This is a genomic window from Actinoplanes subglobosus (genome assembly GCF_042650585.1).
GTDB classification, from domain to species: Bacteria; Actinomycetota; Actinomycetes; order Mycobacteriales; family Micromonosporaceae; genus Actinoplanes; species Actinoplanes subglobosus.
On the sequence record NZ_JBHSBL010000006.1, the window covers coordinates 510,823 to 530,491 of the forward strand.

General features: G+C 73.2%; 13 protein-coding genes. 10 read left to right on the forward strand and 3 right to left on the reverse strand.

Translation table 11 applies throughout. The features are described 5' to 3' along the window. Positions 1–81 precede the first annotated feature (81 nt). The 5 genes from ACFO0C_RS08545 to ACFO0C_RS08565 are packed head-to-tail and all read left to right on the forward strand — an operon-like array spanning position 82 to position 10,282. A complete protein-coding gene (locus ACFO0C_RS08545; RefSeq protein WP_378066001.1) occupies positions 82–3,438 on the forward strand; it encodes a DUF4132 domain-containing protein in 3,357 nt (1,118 codons plus the stop codon). After that, positions 3,435–4,535, forward strand: coding sequence for an ATP-binding protein (locus ACFO0C_RS08550; RefSeq protein WP_378066002.1), 1,101 nt, complete (start codon positions 3,435–3,437; stop codon positions 4,533–4,535). Before ACFO0C_RS08545 ends, ACFO0C_RS08550 begins: the two co-directional genes overlap by 4 nt. Continuing rightward, complete coding sequence (locus ACFO0C_RS08555) at positions 4,532–6,832, forward strand: DUF5682 family protein (RefSeq protein ID WP_378066003.1); 2,301 nt, start codon at positions 4,532–4,534, stop codon at positions 6,830–6,832. Before ACFO0C_RS08550 ends, ACFO0C_RS08555 begins: the two co-directional genes overlap by 4 nt. After that, positions 6,825–7,940: a VWA domain-containing protein gene (locus tag ACFO0C_RS08560; RefSeq protein WP_378066004.1), complete on the forward strand. Its 1,116-nt coding sequence runs from the start codon at positions 6,825–6,827 to the stop codon at positions 7,938–7,940. Before ACFO0C_RS08555 ends, ACFO0C_RS08560 begins: the two co-directional genes overlap by 8 nt. Then, positions 7,937–10,282, forward strand: a complete 2,346-nt coding sequence (locus tag ACFO0C_RS08565; protein WP_378066005.1) for a hypothetical protein — start codon at positions 7,937–7,939, stop codon at positions 10,280–10,282. The genes ACFO0C_RS08560 and ACFO0C_RS08565 overlap by 4 nt, the downstream gene beginning before the upstream one ends. Positions 10,283–10,546: 264 nt before the next feature. On the opposite strand, the gene ACFO0C_RS08570 is transcribed toward ACFO0C_RS08565, so the two are convergent. Beyond that, complete coding sequence (locus ACFO0C_RS08570) at positions 10,547–11,416, reverse strand: SanA/YdcF family protein (RefSeq protein WP_378066006.1); 870 nt, start codon at positions 11,414–11,416, stop codon at positions 10,547–10,549. A 61-nt stretch (positions 11,417–11,477) separates the two neighbouring features. Here ACFO0C_RS08570 and ACFO0C_RS08575 point away from each other — a divergent pair, with 61 nt between their 5' ends. Beyond that, positions 11,478–12,188, forward strand: coding sequence for a GNAT family N-acetyltransferase (locus ACFO0C_RS08575; protein WP_378066007.1), 711 nt, complete (start codon positions 11,478–11,480; stop codon positions 12,186–12,188). 47 nt (positions 12,189–12,235) lie between these two features. Here ACFO0C_RS08575 and ACFO0C_RS08580 read toward each other — a convergent pair whose 3' ends face one another. Continuing rightward, on the reverse strand, positions 12,236–13,033 hold the full coding sequence (locus ACFO0C_RS08580) for a class I SAM-dependent methyltransferase (protein WP_378066008.1): 798 nt from the start codon (positions 13,031–13,033) through the stop codon (positions 12,236–12,238). 72 nt (positions 13,034–13,105) lie between these two features. Between ACFO0C_RS08580 and ACFO0C_RS08585 the strand changes: the two genes are divergently transcribed. Next, positions 13,106–13,780 (forward strand): winged helix-turn-helix transcriptional regulator, encoded by a 675-nt coding sequence (locus ACFO0C_RS08585; RefSeq protein ID WP_378066009.1) that lies wholly within the window; start codon positions 13,106–13,108, stop codon positions 13,778–13,780. Positions 13,781–13,821: 41 nt separating this feature from the next. On the opposite strand, the gene ACFO0C_RS08590 is transcribed toward ACFO0C_RS08585, so the two are convergent. Then, a complete protein-coding gene (locus tag ACFO0C_RS08590; RefSeq protein ID WP_378066010.1) occupies positions 13,822–16,137 on the reverse strand; it encodes an exo-beta-d-1,3/1,6-glucosidase in 2,316 nt (771 codons plus the stop codon). 203 nt (positions 16,138–16,340) lie between these two features. On the opposite strand from ACFO0C_RS08590, the gene ACFO0C_RS08595 reads away from it, so the two are divergent. The 3 genes from ACFO0C_RS08595 to egtC are packed head-to-tail and all read left to right on the forward strand — an operon-like array spanning position 16,341 to position 19,660. After that, positions 16,341–17,630, forward strand: coding sequence for a glutamate-cysteine ligase family protein (locus tag ACFO0C_RS08595; RefSeq protein WP_378066011.1), 1,290 nt, complete (start codon positions 16,341–16,343; stop codon positions 17,628–17,630). Next, the gene (gene egtB, locus ACFO0C_RS08600; protein WP_378066012.1) at positions 17,627–18,919 is read left to right on the forward strand and encodes an ergothioneine biosynthesis protein EgtB; all 1,293 of its coding nucleotides are present in this window, start codon (positions 17,627–17,629) and stop codon (positions 18,917–18,919) included. Before ACFO0C_RS08595 ends, egtB begins: the two co-directional genes overlap by 4 nt. Then, entirely contained in the window at positions 18,920–19,660 is a 741-nt protein-coding gene (gene egtC, locus ACFO0C_RS08605) for an ergothioneine biosynthesis protein EgtC (protein ID WP_378066013.1), read from the forward strand. Positions 19,661–19,669 lie beyond the last annotated feature (9 nt).

The window sequence follows — 19,669 nt, forward strand, 5'->3', positions numbered from 1 at the left end:
TACGGAACCGGCCCGGATTTTGTCGGTGGGGGTCGCTAGGGTTCAGCGCGTCCGGTGGAACCAGACCTGGGGAGTGGCCCGGTGACCGATGTGGTGAGCTCCGACGCGTTCGTCGTGCCGGCGGCGTGGAAACGGTTCGTGCTGCCCCGGCGGGGCGCCGCGGCACCGGCCCAGAAGCCGAAGGCCGCGGCCGTCAAGACCGCCGAGAGCCTGCTGGCCGCCTACGAGGGCGACGTCCGCGGCGCTCTGCGGCACCGCCTCATCGCCGGTGACCTGGCCCAGGCCGGGCACGACTACCTCGCCGGTGGCCCGGCGGTCACGCCGCTCGGTGCGGCGGTGGTGGCTCGTGGCGTGGCCGGGGCACTGGCGTGGCACCGGCGCGACGAGGTGCTCGCGTTCACCGACCTCTGGCGTGCACGGCACGGCCTGGCGTTCGCCGCGGCCGCCACCGTCGAGCTGGCCGGCCTCTATCTGGGTTCCTCCGACGCCGCGATCACCCGGGCGGTGCCGTCGCTCGACGCCAACGGTTTCGCCGCGCAGACCGGTGGGCGGATGTCCTACCAGGTGCGCCGCGCCGTGGCGGCGGCCCCGCCGGGGGAGTATGCGGAGGTGATCACCGCGCTGGGCGCGGTGCGCGGGCCCTCCCTGGTCCAGCAGACGCTCGTGTCGGTGATCGCGCCGGACGAGACGGCCTGGGCCGAGGAGATCTGCACCGCCCTGGTCGCCATGGGCGACCGGGAGCGACTGAAGGCTCTCCTGCTCACCGTCGTGTCGGCCGAGCTCACCGCCATGCCGGCCGAGCCGCTCGTGTCGGCCGAGCCGCTCGTGTCGGCCGAGCTGCTCGCGTCCCGTCTCGCCGCGCAGCTGACGCCGTGGGCCGCGCTGTCCGAGAGCGAGCGGATCTACACGTTCACCGCAACCCTCGGCCCGGCCGCGGCCCCGTCGCTGGCCCGCTGGCTGGACACGGGCGAGGTCAACGCGCAGGGCCGGCGGCAACTGCTCGGCCTGCTCTCCGTGATCGGCGGCGACGCCGCGTTCACCGCTCTGGTCGAGCGGGCCGACCAGGCCGACGTGCGTGCCGCCCTCGGCGACGCGGCCGGCCGTGACCCGGCCCGTGCCCTGCGCGTGTTCGCCGAGACGCCGTCCGCCGACCGTCTGCTGCACCGTCATCTGACCAACCACCGGCCGCTGGCCGCCGAGGTCCGGCCGCTGCTGTCCGAGGCCGCCACCAACCGCATCGACGCCGCCCACGCCGTGCTGGCGGCTGCCGACGCCGACACGGCCGCCCCGGCGGACCTGCCGCCGATCCTGGTGACCCCGCCCTGGCTGGCCCCGGTGACCCGCGAGCCGCTCGTCGTCACCGGGCTGAGCAGCGACGAGCCGGTGCGTGTCGAGTGGGCGCCGGGCGAGCGCGAGGCCTGGGCCAGCGGCTCCTGGGCCGCGCGCCACGGTGGCGTCCACGACTGGGCCGCCGTCGTTCAGGGGCTGGGGACCAGTGGCTCCAGCGGGTGGGACGAGATCGACCTCTTCGTGTGGGGGCCGGAGGAGCTGGCCCGGCCCCGGGTGGCCGCCTGGCGGCCCAGTCACCACTACGACGTCGCCGAGTGGGGCGCTGAGCTGCTCGCCCGCTTCGGGGCCGAGGCCGTTCCGCCCCTGGTCGACGTGGCCCGCCGCTCCCCGTCCACGGCCGCCCGCCTGCTGGCCCCGGTCTCCGGGCCCGAGGTCGCACTGCTGATGTCCGCCTGGCTGGCCCGGGTCCGTTCGGCCCGGCCGGTCGCCGTCGCCTGGTTCGCCCGGCATCCGGCGGCCGCGGCCCGCGCCCTGGTGCCGGTCGCCGTGGGCAGGATCGGTCAGGCCCGCTCCGACGCCGAGGGCGCGCTGCGTGCCCTGACCGCCGCGGGGCACGGCGACGAGGTCGGTGCCGTCGGACGCGAGCTCGGTCCCGAGGCCGCCGCCTCGATCGCGGAGATCCTCGCCGTCGACCCGCTGACCGTCCTGCCCGTGCCCATGCCACCGCTGCCCGACTGGGCCAACCCGGCGGTGATGCCCCCGGTCCGGCTCACCGGAAGCCGCGGTGTGCTGCCCACGGAGGCGGTGCGCCACGTGCTCACCATGCTCGCCATCTCCCGGGCGGACAGCCCCTATCCCGGCCTCGCCCTGGTCACCGCCGCCTGCGAGCCGGCCGACCTGGCCGAGCTGGCCTGGGCCCTGTTCACCGAGTGGCGCGAGGCCGGCCACCCGGCGAAACAGAACTGGGCGCTCGACGCTCTCGCCCTGCTCGGCGACGACGGGACGGTCCGCCGGCTGGCCCCGATGATCCGTGCCTGGCCCGGCGAGGGCGGCCACACCCGCGCGGTGGCCGGCCTCGACGTGCTGGCCGCCATCGGCACCGACGTCGCCCTGATGTATCTGCACGGCATCGCACAGAAGGTCAAGTTCCGGGCCCTCAAGGAGCGGGCCGGGGAGAAGATCGCCGAGCTCGCCGCCGAGCTGGGGCTCACCGCCGAGGAGCTGGCCGACCGGCTGGTTCCGGACCTCGGGCTGGACGAGGCGGGCAGCCTGGTCCTCGACTACGGGCGGCGCAGCTTCACCGTGGGCTTCGACGAGCAGCTCAAACCGTTCGTCGCCGACGCCACGGGCAAGCGGCTCAAGGCCCTGCCCAAGCCGGGCGCCCAGGACGACCCGGTGCTCGCCCCGGAGGCGTACGCCCGGTTCACCGCCCTGAAGAAGGACGTCCGGGCGATCGCCACCGACCAGGTCCGCCGGCTCGAGCGGGCGATGGTCACGCAGCGCCGCTGGACCGGGGCCGCCTTCCGCCAGTTCTTCACCGGGCACCCGCTGATGCGGCACCTGGTCCGGCGGCTCGTCTGGGCCCGCTTCGACAGCGCCGGGCAGCCGGGCGACGGCCTGCGCCTGGCCGAGGACGGCAGCCTCGCCGGCGTCACCGACGAGACCGTCACCCTCGCCGACGACGCCCTCGTCGGGATCGCCCACCCGCTGCACCTCGGCGGCGATCTGGCCGCCTGGTCCGAGATCTTCGCCGACTACGAGATCCTCCAGCCGTTCCCGCAGCTCGGCCGGGGTGTCGACCCCCTCACGCCGGAGCGGGCGGCGGCGTTCGTGGGGCGTACGGCATCCAGCGCCACCCTGATGGGCCTGGAGCGGCGCAACTGGCGGCGTGGCGCGCCGCAGGACGCCGGGGTCCAGGGCTGGTTCGAGCGCGACGTGCCGGGCGGCCTGCACCTGGTGCTCGCCATCGACCCGGGTATCGCCGTCGGCGCGATCGACGTGCTCGGCGACCAGACCGTCCAGGCGCTCTACGTGGTCCCGGCCGGTACCTACCACTGGCACCGGCAGGGCCAGGACGACCGTATCCGTGAACTCGACCCCATCACCGCGGCCGAGGCGCTGCGCGAACTCACCGAGGTGCTCGCATGACCGCCCCCACCACCGACCACGTGCAGCGCCCGCCCGTCGAGGTGCGGTTTGCCGACGAGCTGGCCCGCCTCCGGGCCGCCGACGACGCGCCGACCCCGCCCGGCTGGGCTCTCAGCCTGCGGGCGGCCCGCGCGTTCATCGTCGGCGACGAGCGGCTCGGCGTCACCCGCAAGTTCGTCGGTGACCCGTCGCTCATCGACCGGGCCCTGGTCAGCCTCGCCACCAGCCGCGGCCTGCTGCTCGTCGGCGACCCCGGCACCGCGAAGTCCCTGCTCTCCGAGCTGCTCGCGGCCGCCGTCAGCGGCGACTCCACACTGACCATCCAGGGCGGTGCGGCCACCACCGAGGACCAGATCAAGTACTCGTGGAACTATGCGCTCCTCGTCGCCGAGGGTCCCACCGAGCGCTCCCTGGTCCCGGCGCCGCTGCTGCGCGGTATGGCCCACGGTCAGGTCGTCCGCTTCGAGGAGATCACCCGCTGCCCGCTCGAGGTGCAGGACTGCCTGCTCTCCCCGCTCTCCGACCGGGTGCTCGCCGTTCCCGAGCTGCCCGGTGACGGCGGCATGGTGTTCGCCAAGGAGGGCTTCAACATCATCGCCACGGCGAACACCCGGGACCGCGGGGTCAACGACATGAGCTCCGCGCTGAAACGGCGCTTCAACTTCGAGACGGTCTTCCCGATCGCAGACTTCGACACCGAGCTGTCCCTGGTCGAGGCCGAGGCGGGCACGCTGCTGCGCCGGTCCGGAGTCACCGCGCCACCCCGTCGTGACGTGCTAGAGGTGCTGGTCACCGCGTTCCGTGAGCTGCGGGCCGGTCGGACGGGGCGGGGCGACGAGATGGAGCGGCTGTCGTCGGTGATGAGCACCGCCGAGGCGGTGTCCGTCGCGCACGCCGTCGGCCTGCGGGGCTGGTTCTTGCGCGGTGACGCCGGCAGCGCCGCCGACCTGGTGTCCTGCCTGGCCGGCACGGCCGCCAAGGACAGCCCGGACGACCTGGCGAAACTGCGCCGCTACCTGGAGCAGCACACCTCGTGGCGCAACGGGGCGCAGTGGCGTGAGCTGCGGGACGCGCGCCGGGAACTGCCCGGCGGATGAGCCTCACCGTCATCGGGGTCCGGCACCACAGCCCCGCCTGCGCCCGCCTCGTCGGCTCGACGATCGCCGCTCTGCGGCCCGCCTACGTGCTGATCGAGGGCCCCGCCGACATGAACGAGCGGATCGGCGAGCTGCTGCTCGGGCACGACCTGCCGGTGGCGGTCTTCACCAGCTACCTCGACGAGCACCGGCGGCACGGGTCGTGGGCGCCGTTCTGCGACTACTCACCCGAGTGGGAGGCGCTGCGGGCCGGTCGTGAGTGCGGGGCCGAGCCGCGGTTCATCGACCTGCCGGCCTGGCACGAGGCGTTCGCCGACCGGGACAACCGGTATGCCGACGCCGAGCTGCGCTACGCCGAGGCGGTCGAGCGGCTGTGCGCCGAGTTCGGGGTCGACAACAGTGACGCCCTCTGGGATCACGTCGTCGAGATGGGGCCGGCCGAGGAGATCGGGCAGCGCCTCGAGAGCTACTTCGACCTGATCCGCGGCGACTCGGTGGCGGGGGCGTCGGACACGGCACGGGAGGCGTACATGGCGGGCTGGATCCGTGCCGCGTGCGCCGCCGCCGGGGACCGGCCGGTCGTCGCCGTGGTCGGCGGTTTCCACCGCCCCGCCCTGATCCGTCTCGCCACCGATCCCCTCCCGACGGAACGTGGCTGGCCGGAGGTGCCGGTGCCGCCCGACGGGGCCACCGCCGGAAGCTACCTGGTGCCCTACTCGTTCCGGCGGCTCGACGCGTTCGGCGGCTACCAGTCCGGGATGCCCTCGCCGGAGTACTACCAGCGGCTCTGGGAGAGCGGGCCGGAAGAGGCCGCCCGGTACCTGATCACCGCTGTCGCCGCGCGCCTGCGGCGGCGCGGTCAGCCGGTCTCCACAGCTGACCTGATCGCCGCCCGGGCCGGTGCCGAAGCCCTCGCCCGGCTGCGCGGCCACGACTGCCCGGCCCGCGTCGACGTGCTCGACGGACTGGCGTCCGCCCTGGTCAACGAGGCGCTCGACGTGCCGCTGCCGTGGGCGGTGCGGGGTGCCGTCGCCGCCGGGCAACATCCGGCGGTCGTCGAGATGACGGCGGCCCTCAGCGGCGACCGGGTGGGTCGCCTGCACCCGGACACGCCGCTGCCGCCCCTGGTCCACGCCGCCACCGCCGAGCTCGAGCGGTACGGTCTCGACCGGTCCGGCGAGCACACCGCCGACCTGACCGAGCCGTACGGCCGGACCGTCAGCCGGGTCCTGCACCGGCTGCGCGTCCTGGAGATCCCCGGGTTCCGGCGGGATTCCGGGCCCGCCACCGGCATCGACCCGGTGCTGCGCGAGCAGTGGACGGTCCAGCAGCACCAGCACCGGCTGGCCGCGCTCATCGAGGCCGGCGGCTACGGCCCGACGCTGGAGGCCGCGACCGCCACCCGGATCGCCCAGCGCATCGACGAGGCCGGCGGTGACCTCGGCGATCTGGCCGACGCGTTGTTCGACGCGGCCCTGTGCGGGGTCACCGACCTCGGCTCGGATGTGCCCGGCCGGCTCGAACGCGGTGTCGCGGCCGCCGGTGACCTGCCCGTCCTCGGCCGGGTGCTGGCCGTCACCCTGGCCCTGTGGCGGCACGACCGGTTGCTCGGCACGGCCGGCAGTGAGGCGCTCGGCGTCGTCGTGGCGGCCGCCGCCCGCCGGATCCTCTGGCTTGCCGAGGGGTGGCACGCGCCCGGAGCGGCGGCGGACCGGACCCGGATCGCGGCGGTCGTCGCGGTGCGGGACGCGGTGCTGCACGCGGCGGGGGTCGGCGTGGACCGTACCTCCGCGATCGAGGTCTCCGGCCGCATCGCGGCCGACCGTGCCGCACCGCCCGACCTGCGGGGCGCCTTCTTCGGCCTCGGCCGGTCCCTTCTCGGCGACGACGACCCGGCCGGGTTGTTCCCGGATCCGTCCGAGGCGGTGCGCGGCGCGTTCGCCGCCGGGACCGCCGGTGACTGGCTGGCCGGGCTGTTCGGTGTGGCCCGCGAGCCGGTCCTCGCGCCCGGCGGCATCCTCGGCCTCCTCGACGACCTGGTCGGCGGCTTCGGCGCCGACGACTTCCTGATCGCGCTGCCCGCACTGCGGCAGGCCTTCGAGTATTTCCCGCCACGCGAGCGGGAGATGATCGCCGAACAGTTGATGGACCGGCGCGGCCTGACCGGATCAGGCCGTGACCTGCTCCGGATGTCCGTCGCACCGCAGGTCGTGGCCGCCGGGATGGCCCTGGACGAGAACGTCGACGAACGCCTGGCCCGTGCCGGGCTGATCTCCGCGGGGAGGGCCGATGACTGACGTCAGCCTGGAACGATGGCGGCTCATCCTGGGCGCGCCGGCCGGTGGGTGCCTCGGCAGCCTCAGCGGCGCCGGCGCCCAGCGTGACGCGGCCCTCGACTGGCTCTACGGCCGCGACGACGAGCTGGCCCGGCGCGACATCCGGCGGGACGGTGGCAGCGGCCCGTCGCAGCTCACTACCGTGGACTGGCTCGACGACATCACCCGGCTCTTCCCGAAGGAGACCGTCGAGCGGCTGCAGCAGGATGCCGTCGAGCGCTACCAGATCGACGACATCGTCACCGATCCCGGCGTGCTCGAACGGATCGAACCCAACCCGGCACTGCTGCGTGCGGTGCTCCGTACCAAACATCTGATGAACCCGGAGGTGCTGCGGCTCGCCCGGCGCCTGGTCGAAGCCGTCGTCCGTGACCTGATGCGGCGGCTCGCCACCGAGGTGCGGCAGAGCTTCTCCGGCGCGCGGTCACGGCGGGCCAGCCGGTTCCGGCAGGCCCGTGACTTCGACGCGCGGCGGACCATCCGGGCCAACCTCGGCAACTACCGGCCCGACGAGCGGCGGATCTATGTCGAGACGCCGTACTTCGCCTCCCGTACCCAGCGGCAGATCAACCAGTGGCAGGTCATCCTGCTCGTCGACCAGTCCGGCTCGATGCTGTCGTCGGTCATCCACTCGGCGATCACGGCGGCCTGCCTGTGGGGGCTGCCCGGTGTGAAAACGCACCTGGTCGCCTTCGACACCGAGGTCGTCGACCTGACCTCGGACGTCAGCGACCCGGTCGAGCTGCTGATGAAGACCCAGCTCGGCGGCGGCACCGACATCGCCCGTGCCGTGCGCTATGCGGCCCAGCTCGTCGAGCAGCCACGGCGGACCATCGTCGCCGTGGTCAGCGACTTCTTCGAGGGCGGGTCGGAGGCCGGTCTGGTGCGGGCGGTCCGGGAACTCGTCGAGGAGGGCAGCATCGTGCTCGGGCTCGCGGCCCTCGACGAGAACGCCGACCCCGCCTACGACCGGGCGTGCGCGCAGAAACTGGCGAACGTGGGGGCCTGGGTCGGCGCCATGACCCCGGGCGAACTGGCCTCCTTCATCGCGGAGCGGGTGGGCCGATGAGCGCCGGGACCCTGCCCGTCCGGGCCGACCTGCTCGCGCTGGACGCCGACGCGCTGGCCGCACTCGCCAACCGCGGGCTGGTCAAACGGGCCGGGCGGGAGGTCGAGCGGGAACCACCGGTGCTGTCCGCGGACGGGCCGATGATCGTCGCCGGGTTCGGTGACGGAGTCCGGGCCTCGCTGCCGGAGGGCGGGCTCGACCAGGGGCGGTGCACGTGCGGCGCGACCGGGGTCTGCCGTCACCTGATCGGCCTGATCCTCGCCTATCAGACCGTCACGTCGGACCCTTCCGTACTTCCTGCCGGCCCGCCCCCTCCGGCCTCGTCTTCCGGGCCTTCCGAGGTTTCGCCCGGGACCCCGGATGCAGCGGTTCCGGCGACCTCGCCGGTTCGCGACGGCTGGTCGCCGGGTGGCTTCACCGATGACGAGCTGACCGCTCGGATCGGGGCGCGGCTCGTCACCGCGGCCCGGCGTGCGGAGCGTGCCGGATACACCGCCCGCGTCCGGCGCGGCCCGGTCCCGGTGGCCGAACTGCCGGCGGCGACAGTGCGGTTCCTGGTGCCGAACGACCTGGGCTACGTGCACACCGATGCCCGGGCCGGTGTCCGCGACGACGTGATCGCACTGGCCGTCTGGGCGTTCCGGGCCGCCGACGAGCAGCAACCGGACGCCACCGAGTGCGTGATCGACGTCGGCGGTTCAGGGACGGGTACCGCGGCCGGCTCCGGGCTGGAGTCGCTGATCGAGTTCGCCGCCGAGGTTCTGCGAGCGGGCGCCGTGCACTCCGGTGAGGGACTCGCCGCCACGGCCGCCGGTCACCTGACCGCCCTGGAACGAGCCGGGCTGCGCTGGCCGCTCGACGCCGCCACCGAACTGACCGGCCAGCTCACCGCCTACCGGGAGCGCAGCGCCCGCTATTCGCCGGAGGTGCTCGCCGACCTGCTCGCCGAGCTCTTCGCCCGGCACCGGGCGGCGACCGCCGACGGCGGGGCGGCGGCCCGGGCGCGGATCCTCGGCTCCGAGGAGGCGGCCGAGACACCATTGCGCAGGGTACGGCTGGACGGCCTCGGTGCCCGGGTCACCGCGATCGACGACGAACGGCGCATCGAGATCTTCCACGGTCAGCCCGCAAGCGGGGTCGTCCTCGTCTCCCACCGGCAGTGGACCACGCCGGACGACGGCCCGGCCCTGGCCCGGCGGCGGATCGCCGGTACGACGGTCGCCGCCGTCGCCGCCGGAACCCTGGTCACCGAGTCCGCGGTCCGCAGCGCCAGCCGGGCGGTGCGGCTGAGCGCGAGCCGTGTCGCGAAATCCACGGTCACCGTCTCGAACGGTGCCTGGGATGGCCTGCCCGACGGCCTGCTCATCCGTGACTACGCCCGGCTCGCCGCCGACCTCGACACGATGCCACCCCGCCCGGTGCGTGCCAGGGTCCGGGCCGAACTGGTTCGTGTCCTCGCGATCGCGCGGGTCGGCGCCGCGCACTACTCGCCCGGTGCCCAGCGGCTCACCGTCGAGATCCACGACGTCCACGGAAACGTGGCCACCGTCGTCGCCACCCATGCGGCGGTCGCTCCGGGCCGTCTCGACGCGGTGGCGGCCGCTCTGGACGGGCGGCGGGGCCGGCCGCGGTTCGTGGCGGGAAGCGTTCACCGCAGCGGCGGGCGGGTGGTGATCGACCCTTACGCGATCGCCGCCGACGGCCCGCCGGTCATCCCGGACCTGGCCGGCGCCGACGCCTTCACCAGCACCGCCGCCCCAAGACCAGACGATTCCGGCCAGCTCACCGATTCCGGCCAGCTCACCGATCCTGATCCGTTCACCGATCCCGTCGGCGCGGATCTCGCGTCTGCGAGCGTGGATTCCGCGTCTGCGAGCGTGGATTCCGCGTCTGCGAGCGTGGATTCCGCGTCTGCCAGCGCGGAGCCCGCTGCGTCGTTCGGCGAGGGCGGATCGGGTGGTGGGGGTTCCGGGCCGGCTGCTGGAGCGGTCGGGCCGGCGACGGGTGGGGGTGGATCGGGTTCGGATGGTGGGGGTGCTGTGGCGCCGGTCGGTGTCGAGGAATGGGACGACGACGATGGGACGGAGCTGCTTGCCGCCGCTGTCGCCTCGGCCCGGGACGTCCTCGCCGAGGCGGCCCACAGCGGTCTCGCCCACCTGCCGCCCGCGTATGCCGATCGGCTCGGTAACGCCCGCGCCGTGCTCGCCAGGGTCGGCCTGCACCGGGTGGCCTCGGCGCTCGACGAAGTCTCGGCCCGACTCAGTCCGGACCCAGGCATCGACGCGGCGAACGCCTGGGCTGACGCCTACCTGCGGGTGAGCCTCGCCGCTGACCTCCTCTGAATCCGGCCCGGCGCCGTCCCAGCGCCGGTATGCCGCCGGGAAACGGCCACCTCCGCCCTGATGGCCGTTCCTGGCTGTCGGCGTGGCCAGGAGCAGGGGTGACCGATCGTGGCCGATCGTGGCCGGTGCGGTGCGGTGCGGTGCGGTGCGGTGCGGTGCGGTGCGGTGCAGTGCAGTGCGGTGCAGTGCGGTGCACTGCAGTCCGCCGGCGGGGCGGCACCGGTATCGCCGGGGACAGCTGGGGTCAGCCGAGGCTCACTGGGATCAGCCGCGGCTGATCGCGTCCTCCACGCCGGTCTCGTGCGGGCCCAGGAAGATCGGGTCCCGGGCGGTCAGGACGTCGGCGGCTGCCTTGACGGCGGCGCCGTACTCGCGGATCTCACCCCGGGTCCACATGGCCTCGTAGATACGGACGCTGTCGTCGCCTACACCGGTGGCGTCGATGCCCTGTTCGCGGCAGAGGGTCACGGCACGGGGGAGGTGGAAGGCCTGGGTCACGACGATCGCCTGGTGCACGCCGAAGATCTTGTTGGCGCGGACGCAGGAGTCGTAGGTGTCGAAGCCGGCGTGGTCGAGGACCACGCGATCGGCGGGTACACCGCGGTCGACCAGCCAGGATTGCATCGCGCCCGGCTCGTCGTAGGTCCACCGGCCGTGGTCGCCGGAGACCAGGATCGCCTTCACCTTGCCGTCGGCCAGGAGCTGGCGGGCGATCTCCAGGCGCGCGGCCAGGAACGCCGACGGCTGGCCGTCCTCGCCGACCTGAGCGCCGAGGACCAGCGCGACCGGGGCCTCGGGTACCGAGTCCACGTCATAGATGTAACCGTCGGCGGCCGACCGTACCCAATGGGCGCAGGCCAGCGCGACGAGGACCGCGGCCACACCGCCCACCGTGCCCAACGCCATCAGACGGCGCAGCCGTCGCCAGGAGAGGAAGGATCGCAGCTGCTGCCAGGAGAGGAAGGGCCGCAGCCTCTTCCAGGAAAGGAAGGGCCGTAGCTGCTGCAAGGAGAGGAATGCTCGTAGCTGCCGCCAGGAGAGGAGGGACCGCAACTGCCGCCACGAGGGGAAGGGCCGCAGCCGACGCCGGGAGAGGGCCGTCAGCCAGGTGGGAAGTGCGGGACGCTTCGGCATCGGTCCGAGGATGGCAGACCGGGTCAACGGGTGAAGAGGGGCGCAATGGCAGCATGTGGCCATGATCGATATCGCGCCTGACCGGGATCCGCTGGTTCGATGGGCGTTGCCCGCTCCGGGTGCCCGGGTGTGGCGGCGGGCCGACGCGGTGGTCGTCGCCTGCGCGGATCTGTCGCACTGGGACCGGCTCGTGATCAACGGCGAGCCGGATGCGGTGGCCGGGCTGCTGCGGGAGGTCCTGGCGGAGACGGGGGAGACGTTCCGGCCGTTCGGTACCGAGGAACTGATCACCGAGGTGGTGGCGCGGGTCCCGGAGTTGGAGGTCAGTGCCAGGTTCGCGTGGATGGAGACAACCGACCCGGTCGGGCGGCAGAGTGTGGATGGTGCTGTGCGGCCGGTGTGGCTGGGGGCGGAGGCCTGGCCCGAGGTGACCGGGATGATCCGGGAGGCGTATCCGGAGTCCTACGCCTGGCCGGGCAACCCTGGCGTACACCGGTGGGCGGGTATTCGCGGAACCGGCGGCGAGCTCCTCACCGTGGCGGCGGAGGCCTGGTCGACGCCGGAGATCGGGTTCATGTCGGGGGTGGCCACCCGCCCGTCGGCGCGTGGGCGCGGCCTCGGGGCGACCATCTGCGCGTTCGTGGCCGACGAGTTGCTGGCCGGCCGGGAGCGGGTGGCGCTGCTGGTGGACTACTGGAACGAGGCGGCTCTGGCCACCTACACCGGGCTGGGGTTCACGACCCGGCGGGTCGCCGCCGCACGCCGTCGCTGAGGAGGCGGGAACGTCGGCGACCGGGGCCGTGACCCGGGGAGACGGCGTCAGCCCGTCCGACGGGCCGTGTAGATCAGGTACTCCCACTCCATGGCGCCGGCACCGATGTCGTGGCGTTCGGCCAGGGCGAGCAGGTCGGCGTCCAGGGCGGCGACCCGGGACGGATCGTCGGCGATGTTGCGGTAGACCGCGATCGTCGGACCGTAGTTGCTCTTGAAGTAGTCGCGGAATCCGGCGGCCGTACGGAAGTGGTCGACCCGCAGCCTGCGGCGTTCGACGGACACGTCGGTGACACCGTCGCCGAAGAGACCGGCGAGGTGGGCCGGGTCGCCCCACAGCGGCGGCGGCTGTGCTCCGGGCGGCGGCGGGGCCGCGTACGGCTTCATCGTCGCGAACATCTGCCCGATGAAGCCCTCGGGTGTCCAGTTGGCGAGCCCGATGGTCCCGCCGGGACGGCACACCCGGAGCAGTTCCGACGCGGCGGCGGTGTGGAACGGCGCGAACATGACACCGATGCACGAGATCACGGTGTCGAAGGCCGCGGTGTCGAACGGGAGGTCCTCGGCGTCGGCTTCGGCCCAGGTCAGGTCGACGGGGGAGTTCTTCGCGCCGACGGCCAGCAGCTCCGGGGTGAGGTCACTGGCGGTGACGGTGGCGCCCGCCTGGGCGGCGGCGATCGCGGCGTTGCCGGTGCCCGCGCCGACGTCGAGGACGGTCCGGCCGGGACCGATGCCGGCTGCCTGGACCAGTGCGGGCCCGAGCGGCGCGACGAGTTCGGAGGCGACCGCTGGATAGTCGCCGGAGGCCCACATGGCACGGTGCTTGGTCTTCACGGTTGTCGTCATGTCACCGACAGTAGGGATCCGCGGGCGGCCCGGCCTAGTACACGATGTGTACCGGGGGAAGGAGGCCATCCGATGGGAGCGTCCTACGGGCAGTTCTGCCCGGTTGCGAAGGCCATGGAGTTGCTCGACGAGCGCTGGACGATGCTGGTGATCCGGGAACTGATCGCGGGTGGCCGGCGGTTCAACGACCTGCGGCGGGGGCTGCCGCGGATGTCGCCGACACTGCTGTCCCGGCGGTTGCAGCAGCTCGCCGCGGCCGGGGTGGTCGAGCGGCGGGAGCAGGGCGCCGAGGTGGAGTACGACCTGACCGAGGCCGGCCGTGAGCTGCGGCCGATCGTGGTGGCGCTCGGCGAGTGGGGTACCCGCTGGATCCCCGAGCTGGGTGACCGTGACCTGGATCCGAAGCTGCTGCTGTGGGACATGCACCGGTCGGTCGATCACGGTGCGGTGCCGGCCCGGCGGACGGTTCTCCAGTTCCGGTTCCCGTCGGCCCCGGCGAGGGTACGGGACTGGTGGCTGGTGATCACGCCGGCCGAGGCGGACATCTGTGACGTCGACCCCGGCCACGACGTGGACGTGCTGGTCACCGCCGACCTGCGCTGCCTGATCGACGTGTGGCGCGGCGAGCGTACGTGGGCGTCCGGTCTGCGCTCCGGTGAGCTGGCGTTCCAGGGGCCGGAGGAGCTGCGCCGCGCCCTGCCCGCGTGGTTCCGGCAGTTCGCGTTCGCAGCCGTCCCCCGGCCGTAGGAGAGCCGTGGGAGAGCCGTGGGAGAGCCGTAGGAGAAGGGTCAGGAGATCCGGAACTTGGCGGCCAGCAGTGCCGACGGCCGCGAGTTCGGCCCGACCAGCAGCTCGAAGTCACCCGCTTCGACGACCCGCTTCCCGTCGGCGTCGACGAGCGTGATGTCGGCGGCCGGCACCTCGACGGCGACCGTGACGCTCTCCCCGGCCGGCACGGTGACCTGCCGGTACGCCTTCAGCTCCCGGCTCGCCCAGGTGACGCTGGTGACCAGGTCGCTGACATAGACCTGCACGGTCTCCAGCGCCGGCCGTGTCCCGGTGTTGCTGAGCCGTACCGTGGCCCGGACGATCCCGTCGGCCGCGACGTCGGGCTCCTCGATGCTGAGCCCGTCGTAGGTGACGGTGGTGTAGCTGAGCCCCTCACCGAAGGCGAACAGCGGGTCCTGGGTGAGGTCGGCGTACCGGGATCCGTGCTGTCCACGGGTCTGGTTGTAGAAGACCGGCTGCTGGCCGGCGTGCCGGGCCGCCGAGATCGGCATCCGGCCGGTCGGCTCGATCAGGCCGAGCAGGAGCTCGGCGATGGCCTGGCCACCGCGCATGCCCGGGTTGAAGGCCTGCACGATCGCGGCCGCGCCGAGCGCCGACTCGGGCAGTGCGTGCGGCTTGCCGTCGATCAGGACGACGATCATCGGGGTGCCGGTGGCGGCGACCGCGTCGAGCAGCGCGATCTGCCCGCCCTGCAGTTCGAGGGTGGCGGTCGACTTGTGCTCGCCGTTGAGGTTGACGGTGTCGCCGACGACGACGATCGCGTAGTCGGCGGCGGCCGCGGTGGCCGTCGCGGCGGCGATCCGGGCCGGGTCGGCGGGGACCCCGACGGAGATCGGTGGCCGGGGCTGCCCGTCCGGGAACGTCTCGCCCTCCGGGTCGGGGACGAGTTCCTCGATCTCGACGGCCGGGTCGTAGTCCAGCTGCCAGCCGTCCGGCAGCAGCTCACGCAGGCCGTCGAGGACCGTGGTGGTGAGCTCCCGCGGGTGGCCGTCCGGCAGCCAGTCGACCTGGCCGGAGTCGCCGGCCCAGTCGCCGAGCTGGGTGGAGACGTCGTCGGCGTTGGGCCCGAGCAGCGCGATGCGCTTCGACTGGCCGGAAGCCGAAGCCGAAGCCGAAGCCGGAGCCGGAGCCGGAGCCGAAGCCGGAGACGGAGACGGAGACGGAGACGGATAGGCGGGCAGAGGCAGCGTGCCGTCGTTGCTCAGCAGGACCAGGGAGCGGCGGGCGATCTCCAGGTTGAGCGCGGTGTGCGCCGGGCTGCCGATAACCTCCGCCTGGCGGGCCGCGTCCGGGGTGCGCGGGTTCTCGAACAGGCCCAGCTCGAATTTCAGGCGCAGGATCCGCCGTACCGCCGCATCGATGTCGTCCTCACCGAGAATGCCGCGCCGGATCGCCTCCTGCGCGCCTTCGAAGAAGGCCGGTGTCGTCATGATCAGGTCATTGCCGGCCTTGACGGCGACCGCCGCGGCCTCGGCGTAGTCGGCGCAGACCTTCTGCTCCCAGACCATCCGGCCGACGTTGTCCCAGTCGGTGACGAGGGTGCCGGTGAAGCCCCATTCCTCCTTGAGGACGTCGTTGAGCAGCCACTTGTTGGCGGTGATCGGCACGCCGTCCATCGATTGGTAGCCGAGCATGAAGACCCGGCAGCCCTCGGCGGCGGCCCGCTCGAACGGCGGCAGGAACCAGGAGCGCAGCTTGCGGCGGCTGATGTCGGCCTCGCTGGCGTCGCGGCCGCCCTGGGTCTCGGAGTAGCCGGCGAAGTGCTTGGCGGTGGCCAGGATCGCGGTCGGGTCGGTGAGGCCCGCGCCCTGGTAGCCGCGGATCATGGCGGCGCCGAGCTCGCTGATCAGGAACGGGTCCTCGCCGAACGTCTCGTCGACACGGCCCCAGCGCAGGTCGCGGGCGATGCACAGGACGGGCGAGAAGGTCCAGTGCACGCCGGTGGCGGCGGCCTCGACGGCGGTGGCCCGGGCGACCTGCTCGACGAGTGCGGAGTCCCAGGTGGCGGCCATCGCGAGCTGGGTGGGGAAGACCGTCGCGCCGGGCCAGAAGGCGTGTCCGTGGATGCAGTCCTCGGCGGTGATCAGCGGGATCCGCAGCCGGGTCCGGGAGACCAGCTCGGCGGCCTCGACGAGTTTGGCGGGGGAGGTGTGCAGGATCGATCCGGCCAGCTTGTCGAGGACGATCTCGCCGATGTCCTGCCGTGCGTCGAGCTGGAGCATCTGGCCGATCTTCTCGGGAAGAGTCATCCGGCCCAGCAGATCCTCGACACGCTCTCGCACCGGGAGCGAGGAGTCCTGATATGGCAAGGGCATGAGAATCTCCGAGGGGTCTGCCGAACGCGAACGGTTCGGAGTCTTCCATGTCCGGAACCGGTTCCGGCACCCCGCTACGGTTCCGGAACTTCATCCACTGGGAACGCTTACCGGGAGGCGAATGTCAGGGGGTGCCGGTAAGGTCCTAACGTAATCGAACGCAGTGAAATCTATTGATCACTCACAGTGAAAAATGGGGGACCATGGGTTCGACTGACCGGGTTCTGCGACGAACCGCTGAGGCGATCGAGCACATAACCGGCATCTGTTTCAAAACCGGCCCGCCGCGGCGGGTTGGTGTCGAGTTGGAGTGGACCACACATCTGACCGCCGACCCGTCCGCCTACGTGACGGCCGGCGATCTCGTCGAGGCCCTGGGCGTGCACACCCCCGCGGCCCTCGGCAATCCACATCCCGTTCCGCTGCCCGGTGGCGGCACGGTCACCGTCGAGCCGGGCCTTCAGGTCGAGATCTCGTCGGCCCCGGCCGGTTCACTCGCCGAGCTGCACACCGCCGTCACCGCCGACCGGGAGGCCCTCACCGGGCTGCTGGCGAGCCGCGGCATCGTGCTCGGCGACCGCGGCCTGGACCCGCACCGGGAGCCCCGCCGCGCTCTGGACACCCCTCGCTACGCGGCGATGGACCGTGCTTTCGACAGCGCCGGGCGCACCATGATGGGCTCCACCGCCGGGCTCCAGGTGTGCTTCGACGCCGGCGAGGCCGGCCAGATCGCGGCCCGCTGGGCGGCGCTGCACGAGGTCGGGCCGGCCTTGCTGGCCCTGTTCGCCAACTCGCCACGGCACGGCTGGGCCTCCGCGCGGACGGCGACGTGGCACGGCATCGACCCGCGTCGCTCCGGCCCCGTCCCGTCGTCCGCCGACCCGGCCGTGAGCTGGGCGCACTACGCGGTTCAGGCGCCGCTGCTGTGCGTGCGGCGCGACCAGGGCCGATGGGATGTGCCGGCCGGCGTGACCATGGCTGACTGGATCGAGGCGGGCGGCATCGAGGGCGGCCCGGTGGGCGCCGGGCGGATCGGCGGGCGCCGCATCGGCCCGCGACGGCAACACCCGCCGCAGCTCACCGACCCGGTCACCCGGCCGCCGACGGTGGAGGACCTCGACTACCACCTCAACACCCTCTTCCCGCCGGTACGGCCACGCGGCTACCTGGAGGTCCGCTACCTCGACACCCAGCCCGGCGACGAGTGGATCGCCCCGGCTGCGGTGCTGACCGCGCTGCTGTCCGACGACACGCTCACCGACCGGGCCCGGGAGCTGGCCGCCCCCGCCGCCGGGCGCTGGCACGCCGCCGCCCGGTCCGGTCTGGCCGACCAACCGGTGCGCCGGGCCGCCGCGGGCCTCGCCGACCTGGCCTGCCGCCATCTCGACCGGACCGGCCTGTCCGCGCCGGTCCGCGACACCGTCACCGACATCGTCTCCCGGCGCCTGCGCGACACCGTGCCGGGACGACAACGAGAGGACGTCTCCGTATGACCGACGACCTGCGGCTGTCCATCGCCGCCGAGCTGGAGCGCGCCCGAGCCCGGACGTCGCTGCTCACCGACGCCGTCGACGACGACGATCTGACCAGGCAACACTCGCCGCTGATGTCCCCGCTCGTCTGGGACCTGGCGCACGTCGGCAACCAGGAGGAGCTCTGGCTGGTCCGGGACGTGGGCGGCCGCGACCCGCTCCGGCAGGACATCGACGAGCTTTACGACGCGTTCAAGCACGCCCGGAGCGACCGGCCGGCATTGCCGCTGCTCAACCCGGCCGAGGCCCGCGCCTACACGGCGCAGGTGCGCGACAAGGTGTTCGACGTCCTGGACCGGGCCCGGTTCGGCCCGGACGACCGGCTGCTCGACGGCGGTTTCGCCTTCGGCATGATCGTGCAGCACGAGCAGCAGCACGACGAGACGATGCTGGCCACGCACCAGCTCCGGTCCGGCGCTGCGGTCCTGACCGCGCCCCCACCGCCGCGCGCCTCGCGTCCGGTCTCCGGCGAGGTCCTGATAAAACCAGGCAGATTCCTCATGGGTACGGACACCGAGCCCTGGGCCCTCGACAACGAACGGCCCGCGCACACTGTCGACGTGCCGGCGTTCTGGATCGACGCCGCCCTGGTCACCAACGGTGACTACCTGACGTTCATGGACGCCGGGGGCTACGACGACCCCCGCTGGTGGAGCGAGCGTGGCTGGGCGCATCGGCAGGCCGCCGGCCTGGAGGCACCACTGCACTGGATCCGTGACGCCGGGGGCTGGCTGCACCGGCGGTTCGGCCGTGTCACCCCGGTCGAGCCGGCCGACCCGGTCGTCCACGTCTGCTACTTCGAGGCCGAGGCCTACGCCGCCTGGGCCGGGAAACGCCTGCCCACCGAGGCCGAGTGGGAGAAGGCGGCCCGCTGGGACCCGGCGACCGGCCGCTCCCGCCGCTATCCGTGGGGCGACGACCCGCCTGAGGCCCGGCACGCCAACCTCGGCCAGCGGCACCTCGGCCCGGCCCCGGCCGGCGCCTATCCGGACGGCGCGTCACCACAGGGCGTCCACCAGTTGATCGGGGACACCTGGGAGTGGACGTCGTCCGGGTTCCACGGTTACCCCGGGTTCGCGGCCTTCCCCTACCGGGAGTATTCGGAAGTCTTCTTCGGCGGTGACTACCGGGTGCTGCGCGGCGGTTCCTTCGGCACCGACGCGGCGGCCTGCCGGGGCACCTTCCGTAACTGGGACCATCCGATCCGGCGGCAGATCTTCAGCGGTTTCCGCTGCGCGCGGGACGCCTGAATGTGTCGTCACCTGGGATATCTCGGGCCACCCGTACCCTTGGCGGGTCTGCTTTTTGATCCACCGCACGCCCTCGCCGTCCAGGCCTGGGCGCCCCGTGACATGCGCGGCGGAGGCACCATCAACGCTGACGGCTTCGGCGTCGGATGGTGGCCGCCCGGCGCCGCGACTCCGGTGCGTCACCGTAGCGCGATGCCCATCTGGACGGACGCGTCACTACCGGCGCTCGCCGCCGCGACGTCGTCCGGCGCGGTCCTCGCCGCGGTCCGCTCGGCCACCGTCGGCCTCCCGGTCGTCGAGACGGCGGCCGCGCCGTTCACTGACGGCGGCCGCCTCTTCAGCCACAACGGCGTCATCCGCGGCTGGCCTTCGGCCATCGCCGCACAAGCGCGTGACCTCCCGGTCGAGGACCTGCTCACCCTCGACGCGCCCACCGACTCGGCAACCCTCTGGGCTCTGGTACGCGCGAAGCTGCGCGCCGGGGAGCCACCGGCCAAGGCGGTCGCCGCCGTGGCCACCGAGGTCGCCGCCGTGGCCCCCGGATCCCGGCTGAACCTGCTGCTCAACGACGGTGAGCAGATGATCGCGACGACGCTGGGTCACGCCCTGTCGGTGCGGGCGCTGCGCGACTCGACGGTGATCAGCTCGGAACCGCTCGACCCGGGGCCGGCCTGGCAACCCGTCCCCGACGGCCGGCTGGTCGTCGCCACCGCCACCCACGTGGAGATCACTCCCCTGTAGAAAGGCGTT